The organism is Kitasatospora sp. NPDC057542 (assembly GCF_042801945.1).
Classification (GTDB): domain Bacteria; phylum Actinomycetota; class Actinomycetes; order Streptomycetales; family Streptomycetaceae; genus Kitasatospora.
In genome coordinates this window covers 1-6,648 of the sequence record NZ_JBHVFE010000487.1, presented here as the reverse complement: position 1 = coordinate 6,648, position 6,648 = coordinate 1, and the positions used below count along the sequence as shown (strand labels likewise).

The following is a 6,648-nucleotide window of genomic DNA, read 5'->3' as shown; positions in this document are numbered from 1 at the left end:
GTGCCGGGCAACCACGACGTGGACGACCTCACCATCGGCGGCGGCCGCTACTACGTGGACGGCATCCTGTGCGAGGCCGACCGGCCCGAGCCCGGCATCGCCGTGCCCGACGACGGCGGCCAGGGCAACGGCAGCGACGCCCGGGAGGCGCCCGCCGGCTGGACGTACTGGGACCAGCCGGACGCCTACCGGGACCAGGAGCGCGACGGCGACCGGCTGCCCGGCGAATTCCCGTTCCTGGTCTACCTGAAGGTCTGGGAGCGCAGCGTCATCGCCGTCGAGGACCCGGAGATCCGCGAGGTCGCGCTCGGTGCGGCGATGCCCGACACGGCGGCCCGGGCCAAGCTCGTCTGGCAGGTACTCGCCCTGCCCGCCTCGGAGTTGAGTGTTCCGGACGGCGGGGCGTCCCGGGTGAGGGAGGCCTTCGACGCGTGGGCCGAGCCGCACGAGCGGCCGGGCGGGCTGCTGGCCGCGCGCGCCCGGCGGCCGGAGCGGGCGAGCGAGGAACCGTGCCTGGCCCACCCCGAGGCCGGCTACCGGGGTCCGGAGAACCAGCTGTACCGGGTGGAGGTCCACCACGGCGGCTCGGCGGAGGGCTGCGCCACGTTCAAGTGGTCCCGGGAGAACGGCTCGGTCGTCCTGCCGATCGCCTCGATCGAGGGCGTCTGGGTCGACCTCACCACGCTGGGCGACGACGACAAGCTCAGCCTCTCGGTCGGCGACTGGGTCGAGGTCGCGGACAGCGCGTACGTCAGCCGGGGCGAGGCGGCGAACCTGCTCCAGGTGGAGGAGACCGACCTGCCGGGGCGCCGGGTGCGGCTGTCCGCCGAACCGGTGCCGGAGGTCGGGCGGCTGGCCGAGCGCCACCCGTTCCTGCGCCGCTGGGACCACCGGGCGCCCCGCGGCCGGGACGCCCTGCCGCTGGCCGGCGGCGCCCTGCAGCTCCAGGAGGGCGCCTGGCTCGACCTGGAGGACGGCGTCCAGGTGTACTTCCGACCGGGCGGCGAATACACCCGGGGCGACTACTGGCTCATCCCCGCGCGGACCGCCACCGGCTCAGTGGAGTGGCCGCAGAACGCGGCCGGCGAAGCGCTGCTCCGGGAACCGGCCGGGGTCCGGGTGCACCATGCCCCGCTCGCCTGGGTGAAGGGCCCGACCACGGTCGTCGACCTCCGGCAGACCTTCGCCCCGCTGACCGCCCCCACCCCGCAGTAGGGCGTGTCTGACAATTCCCGCCGGGTCCGACGCGAATTGTCAGACCCGCCCCAGCAGGTCCACGGCCCGCGCATCGAGTACCTCATCGGCCAGGCCCCGCCCCAGGCCTGGCAGAGGCTGTCCGCCGGACACGGCGCCAAGGGCGACCGCTTCTGCGACTGGGCCGCCGCCCGCCTGCCCGCCATCGGGGAGTTCGACGGCGACCAGCCCACCCGCCGGCGCTGGATGCTGGCCCGCCGCAGCACCACCAAGCCCGACGAGATCGCCTACTACCTCGCCTGGGGTAGATGTACAGGCTTCCACCTCGGTCCTGGCCAGCGGAAACGCGAACGGCTCGCCAGCTACGCGCTCGTCACATGAGCCGGAGGCCCCGCTCCGCCGGTCTTCCGAGCGGTCGGCGGGGCGGGGGGCTCAGCCCACTGACGAGAGGTCTGGGGGACCGGGAGCGGCGGGGTCTTGGGGGTCAGCCCCTCGTGGGAACGGGATTGGCCGGGTCGCCCAGCCCAGGGGGTGTGGGTGTCAGGGGTGACGGTCACGCCTGGGCCCTCGCCCTCGCCGTCAACCGCCGACTCACCCGCGCCGCCGCCCCACACGGCCCGGCTGAGCCGAGCCCGCAGGGGCCGCCACCGTCGGAACGAATGACGAGGCGGCACCGACGCGACTGTGAACCGGGACCGCGAAACGGCCCTGGTGAGCGAAGACGACATTCCAGCCGTCCCACCCCTGGCGGCGGTGTTGTGGCCACGGCTGGCAGGGTGCAACAGTCCGGCTCGGGAGCGGAGGAGCCGGCCGCAGGGGCGTTCGATCAGCGATCGTTCGACCCGACGAGCCCGACCACCAACCGACGCGCGTACGCGGTGTCGAGCCCCTCCGGACGAAAGAGGATGCGGTACATCATGGGGGCGACGACGCGGTCGAGGACTGTCTCGACGTCGGGTGCGTTCTCCTCGCGGCCGACCGCGCGGTCGAGGATGACGTCGATCTGCTCGGCCGCGTAGGCCGAGCACTGGCCGGCGTTGGTGCCGTCCGGGTCGCCGAGCAGGGCGTCGCGGATGTAGGCGCGGCCCGTGGGGACGGACATCTCCTCCAGGAACTGCTCGGCCCAGGCCTCAAGGTCGGACCTGAGGCTTCCCTTGTCCTCCGGCGCCGTCTCGGGCCGCAGACGCTCGACCGCCACGTCCGACAGCAGCTCCTGCAGGTCGCCCCAGCGACGGTAGATCGTGGACGGGGTGACTCCGGCGCGGGTGGCCACCAGGGGTACCGTGAGGGCTTCGCGGCCCACCTCCGCCTCGAGTTCGCGCACGGCGGCGTGCACCGACGCCTGCACCCTGGCGCTGCGCCCACCGGGACGCACCATGGTCTTTCGGCTCATGGAACCACCTTAAAGCAAATATGCTGCTTCAAGCGCTCGTCCTGGCCCCGGCCGGTGCGGCCGGAGCCACTCCGTCGGTTCGTCACACCGCTGCCAGCCGGCGTGCGGGCCGGATCTGCTCGTAGGCGTGACCGACCCGCAGCAGCACCGGCTCCCCGAGGGGGCGGCCGAGCAGCTGCATGCCGATGGGCAGGCCTGTCGTGTCGTGGCCGACCGGGACGGACAGCGAGGGCACCCCGGTGATGTTGGCGGGGGCGGAGAGGCGTACGTAGGCGTCGGAGACCCCCTCGACGGTGCCGTCCGGCCAGGTGATCGACTCGTCGTCCGCCTTCACCGCAGTGGCCGGGACCGTCGGGGCGGCGATCACGTCGACCTCCTCCAGCAGGCGGGCCCAGGCCTGCTGCATGAGGGTGCGCGAGCGCTGGGCGCGCAGGTAGTCCCCGGCCGGCATCAGCTCGCCGACTTCGAGAAGGATCCGCACGTCAGCCTGGTACAGCTCGGGGACGGCGCGCACGGTGCGCTCGTGGTAGGCGGTGGCCTCCGGCACCATCAGGCCCCACTGGGTGGCCTGGATGTAGCGCGTCATCGGGATCTCGACCTCGACGAGCTGCGCTCCGAGGCTCTCGAGCTCGGCTGTGGCGAGCCGGACGGCGGCCTCCACCTCAGGGTCGACGTGGTCGAAGTAGTAGTTGCGCGGCACGCCGATGCGCAGGCCCGTCAGTTCCGTGGCGCCGCCGGGCCGGTAGTCCGGGCCGGCGGTGACCAGGGAGGCGGGGTCGCGGGGATCGTGGCCGGCCAGGACGGACAGGACCAGGGCGGCGTCCTCCACGGTGCGGGTGATCGGGCCCACGTGGTCCAGCGACCAGGACAGGGACGTCACACCGTGGCGGGGGACGAGGCCGTAGGTCGGCTTGAGGCCGACGACTCCGTTGAGCGCGGAGGGCACCCGGATCGATCCGCCGGTGTCGGTGCCCAGAGCGAAGGTCGCGGCGCCCGCGGCGACGGCGACGGCGGAACCGCCGCTGGAGCCGCCGGCGACCCGGCCCCGATCCCAGGCGTTGTGGGTCTGCGGGGTGGTCAGACCGTAGGCGAACTCATGGGTGTGCGTCTTGCCGAGCAGGACCGCACCGGCCGCGGCCAGGCGGGCGGCGACCGTGCTGTCGGCCTCGGCGCGGTGGTCCGCCCGGACCCGGGAGCTGGCCGTGGTGGCCGCGCCGGCGACGTCGATCAGGTCTTTCAGCCCCATGGGGATGCCGTGCAACGGGCCGTGCAGACGGCCGGCTGCGACATCCTGCTCAGCCTCGCGCGCCGCCCGGCGGGCCTCCTCCGCCGCGACGGTGACGTATGCCTGAAGGTGCCGCTCCACCTGCTCGAGGCGGTCGAGGACGGAGTCCACCAGCTCGACGGGGGACAGCTTTCGCGCCCGGATCGCGTCAGCGGCTGCGGCGATGGACAGTTCATACGGCTGCATCGTTCTTCTCCTCTCCGGCGCGGTAGGCGGCGGCAGGCGGGGTGTCTCCGAAGTCCAGTTCCCGCAGGATCGCGACGACGGACTGGATGTGGTTGGCGGTGGCGGCCACCGCGGCGAGCCGGTCGGCCGACAGTGGGAGCCCGGCGCGGTCGGCCCAGCGGGCCGCCTCCGATGGCGTGAGTTCGGCAGCGGACATGAACGTTCTCTCCTGATCGGACTGGAGCAACGAAGCAGCCTCGGGCAACTCTCCGCGCCAAAAGCTAACAGTTTGCTTTAGCTGACACTAGGGCCTACCGTGGATTAAAGCAAACCAATTGCGTTTAGCGGGAGGGTTTCCATGTCCAACGCCACGTCAGACGCGGCAGCGCAATGCCTGTGCCCCGCAGCCCGCACCCGCGCGGCCTCCTTCGCCCTCGACGTGTCGATCGTCGCCCTCCTCCTGGCCGCCTCCAGTGCGCCGACGCCGCTGTACCCCCTGTACCAGGACCAATGGGGCCTGACCGCCCTGACGATCACGGTGGTCTTCAGCGCCTACTCCCTGACGCTGCTGGTGGCCCTGCTCATCGTCGGAGAGCTCTCCGACCACCTGGGGCGGCGGCCCGTCCTGATGGGTGCCCTGGTCCTGGAGGCAGCCTCCATGCTGCTGCTGGCCTCGGCGGACGGCGCCGGACCGCTCATCGCCGCCCGCATCCTGCAAGGGGCGGCCACGGGCGCCGCCACCAGCGCCGCGGGCGCCGCCCTCCTCGACCTTGAGGACCCCCGGCGTCCCGGCCGGTCCGCCCTGGCCAACAGCATCGCCCCAATCGTCGGCATGGCGGCCGGCGTACTGGTCTCCACCCTGCTCGTGCGCTTCGTTCCGGCTCCCACGGCCACCGTGTACGTAGTCCTGGCGGCACTCTTCGCCGCCCAGACGATCGCGGTCATCCTGACGCCGGAGACGGCCCACCCACACCCTGGCGCGCTGCGCTCCCTGCGTCCGCGGCTCGCCGTGCCGCCCTCGGCGCGCCGCGCCCTGCTGGCAGCCGGCACCGGAGTCGCCGCCGTCTGGGCGCTGGGCGGCTTCTACTCCTCCCTCGGACCGGCGCTCGTACGCCTGGTCGCCCCCGGCGCCCCGCACGTGTTTGCCGGGATGGTCTTCTTCGTTGTCAGTGCCGGGGCCGCGCTCACCGTGTGGAGGCTGCGCAGGACCGCGCCGCTCGCCGCCGCCACCGGCGGAACCCTGGTGGTCATCCCCTCCACGGCCCTGAGCCTGCTCGGTCTGCACAACGCCAGCCTGACCGCCGTCTACGGCGGCGCGGCCCTGGCCGGCATCGCCTTCGGCGCTGTCTCCCAAGGCGCGCTCCGCATGATGCTCGCCTCGTTCGACGAAGGGGACCGCGCCACGACCCTGGCCGCCTATTACGTCCTCAGCTACCTGTCCATGAGCCTGCCCGCCATCGCCACGGGCGCCGCCGCCCAACACTTCGGACTGCGGACTGCTTCCCTTGCCTACGCCGTGGCCGCCGCACTCCTCGCCGTCGCGGCGGCGGCAGCACTCACCGCCTCTGGACGCAAGGCACTCCGCATCACAGACGGCCACCTCCGCTGAAACCACCGAACAACAAAGGAACGACGGACCATGAACGCTTCACCGACCGGCCAGACCACCGCCATCCCCTCCTGGGCCGTGGGCGCTGTCACCGTCCACCGCATCGACGAGGTCCTCCTGCCACCCGCGACCGGACCCTGGCTGCTGCCGAACGCCACCACGGACGTGGTCAAGCACCAGGACTGGCTGCAACCTGACTTCGCCGACCACGAGGGCATCCTGCACATCGACAGCCACAGCTTCGCCTTCACCGTCGGCGGGCTGCGCATCCTCGTCGACACCGGCATCGGCAACGGCAAGGAGCGGGCCAACCCGGCGTGGCACAACCTGCGGACCGACTTTCTCGAGCGCCTCACCGCTGCCGGCTTCCACCCGGACTCCGTCGATCTGGTGATCCTCACCCACCTGCACGCCGACCACGTCGGCTGGAACACGCAGGAGGTGAATGGCGAGTGGGTCCCCACCTTCCCCAACGCCCGCTACGTCACATCCCGCGCCGAGCGGGAGTTCTGGGCCACGTACGACATGGAGGAGGCACGCAGGCACATGTTCCGCGACTCCGTGGTCCCGGTCGAGGAGGCACGGCTGCTCGACCTCGTCGACGTCCCAGCCGAGGGTGTCGAGATCGCCCCGGGCCTGCGCCTGCTGCCCACGCCCGGTCACACCCCCGGCCACATCGCCGTCGAGCTGACCAGCCAGGGGGAGACGGCGCTGATCACCGGCGACTGCATCCACCACCCGGTCCAGTTCGCCCACCCCGCCATCGGCGCCTGCGTCGACATCGACCCGGCGCAGTCCGAGGCCTCGCGCCGCAAGCTGCTCGGCTCCCTCGCCGACACGGACACCCTGGTCCTCGGCACGCACTTCGCACCGCCCACCGCCGGCCTCGTGGTTACCCACGAGAACGCCTACCGGCTCGCGCCCGTCCCCGCCACCCCGCGGACCGTCCTGCACTGACCACGTGGCCGGTCCGGCCCGTGGTCGGCCGCGCGGAGCGCAGGC

The 6,648-nt window shown here is 72.6% G+C and carries 7 protein-coding genes; 4 read left to right on the top strand and 3 right to left on the bottom strand.

Translation table 11 applies throughout. From position 1 onward, the window contains the following. A partial coding sequence (locus ACFU7Y_RS37340; RefSeq protein ID WP_380771030.1) for a DUF6519 domain-containing protein occupies nucleotides 1–1,215 on the top strand: 1,215 nt, incomplete at its 5' end. 36 nt (nucleotides 1,216–1,251) lie between these two features. Beyond that, on the top strand, nucleotides 1,252–1,575 hold the full coding sequence (locus ACFU7Y_RS37335; RefSeq protein ID WP_380771029.1) for a hypothetical protein: 324 nt from the start codon (nucleotides 1,252–1,254) through the stop codon (nucleotides 1,573–1,575). A gap of 445 nt (nucleotides 1,576–2,020) precedes the next feature. Here ACFU7Y_RS37335 and ACFU7Y_RS37330 read toward each other — a convergent pair whose 3' ends face one another. The 3 genes from ACFU7Y_RS37330 to ACFU7Y_RS37320 all read right to left on the bottom strand — a co-directional run bounded on the left by ACFU7Y_RS37330 (nucleotide 2,021) and on the right by ACFU7Y_RS37320 (nucleotide 4,254). Further along, nucleotides 2,021–2,587, bottom strand: coding sequence for a TetR/AcrR family transcriptional regulator (locus ACFU7Y_RS37330; protein ID WP_224275614.1), 567 nt, complete (start codon nucleotides 2,585–2,587; stop codon nucleotides 2,021–2,023). Between the two features lie 82 nt (nucleotides 2,588–2,669). Beyond that, the gene (locus ACFU7Y_RS37325) at nucleotides 2,670–4,058 is read right to left on the bottom strand and encodes an amidase (protein ID WP_380771028.1); all 1,389 of its coding nucleotides are present in this window, start codon (nucleotides 4,056–4,058) and stop codon (nucleotides 2,670–2,672) included. Next, entirely contained in the window at nucleotides 4,045–4,254 is a 210-nt protein-coding gene (locus tag ACFU7Y_RS37320) for a hypothetical protein (RefSeq protein WP_380771027.1), read from the bottom strand. The genes ACFU7Y_RS37325 and ACFU7Y_RS37320 overlap by 14 nt, the downstream gene beginning before the upstream one ends. Before the next feature lie 141 nt (nucleotides 4,255–4,395). On the opposite strand from ACFU7Y_RS37320, the gene ACFU7Y_RS37315 reads away from it, so the two are divergent. Beyond that, nucleotides 4,396–5,646: an MFS transporter gene (locus tag ACFU7Y_RS37315; protein WP_380771026.1), complete on the top strand. Its 1,251-nt coding sequence runs from the start codon at nucleotides 4,396–4,398 to the stop codon at nucleotides 5,644–5,646. A gap of 30 nt (nucleotides 5,647–5,676) precedes the next feature. Further along, the gene (locus ACFU7Y_RS37310) at nucleotides 5,677–6,603 is read left to right on the top strand and encodes an MBL fold metallo-hydrolase (RefSeq protein ID WP_224275607.1); all 927 of its coding nucleotides are present in this window, start codon (nucleotides 5,677–5,679) and stop codon (nucleotides 6,601–6,603) included. Nucleotides 6,604–6,648 lie beyond the last annotated feature (45 nt).

What these genes read in the sequence shown, in the direction of transcription:
- ACFU7Y_RS37320 (WP_380771027.1), bottom strand. Translation starts at nt 4,254, where the DNA reads ATGTCCGCTGCCGAACTCACGCCATCGGAGGCGGCCCGCTGGGCCGAC.
- ACFU7Y_RS37310 (WP_224275607.1), top strand. Translation starts at nt 5,677, where the DNA reads ATGAACGCTTCACCGACCGGCCAGACCACCGCCATCCCCTCCTGGGCC.
- ACFU7Y_RS37330 (WP_224275614.1), bottom strand. Translation starts at nt 2,587, where the DNA reads ATGAGCCGAAAGACCATGGTGCGTCCCGGTGGGCGCAGCGCCAGGGTG.
- ACFU7Y_RS37315 (WP_380771026.1), top strand. Translation starts at nt 4,396, where the DNA reads ATGTCCAACGCCACGTCAGACGCGGCAGCGCAATGCCTGTGCCCCGCA.
- ACFU7Y_RS37325 (WP_380771028.1), bottom strand. Translation starts at nt 4,058, where the DNA reads ATGCAGCCGTATGAACTGTCCATCGCCGCAGCCGCTGACGCGATCCGG.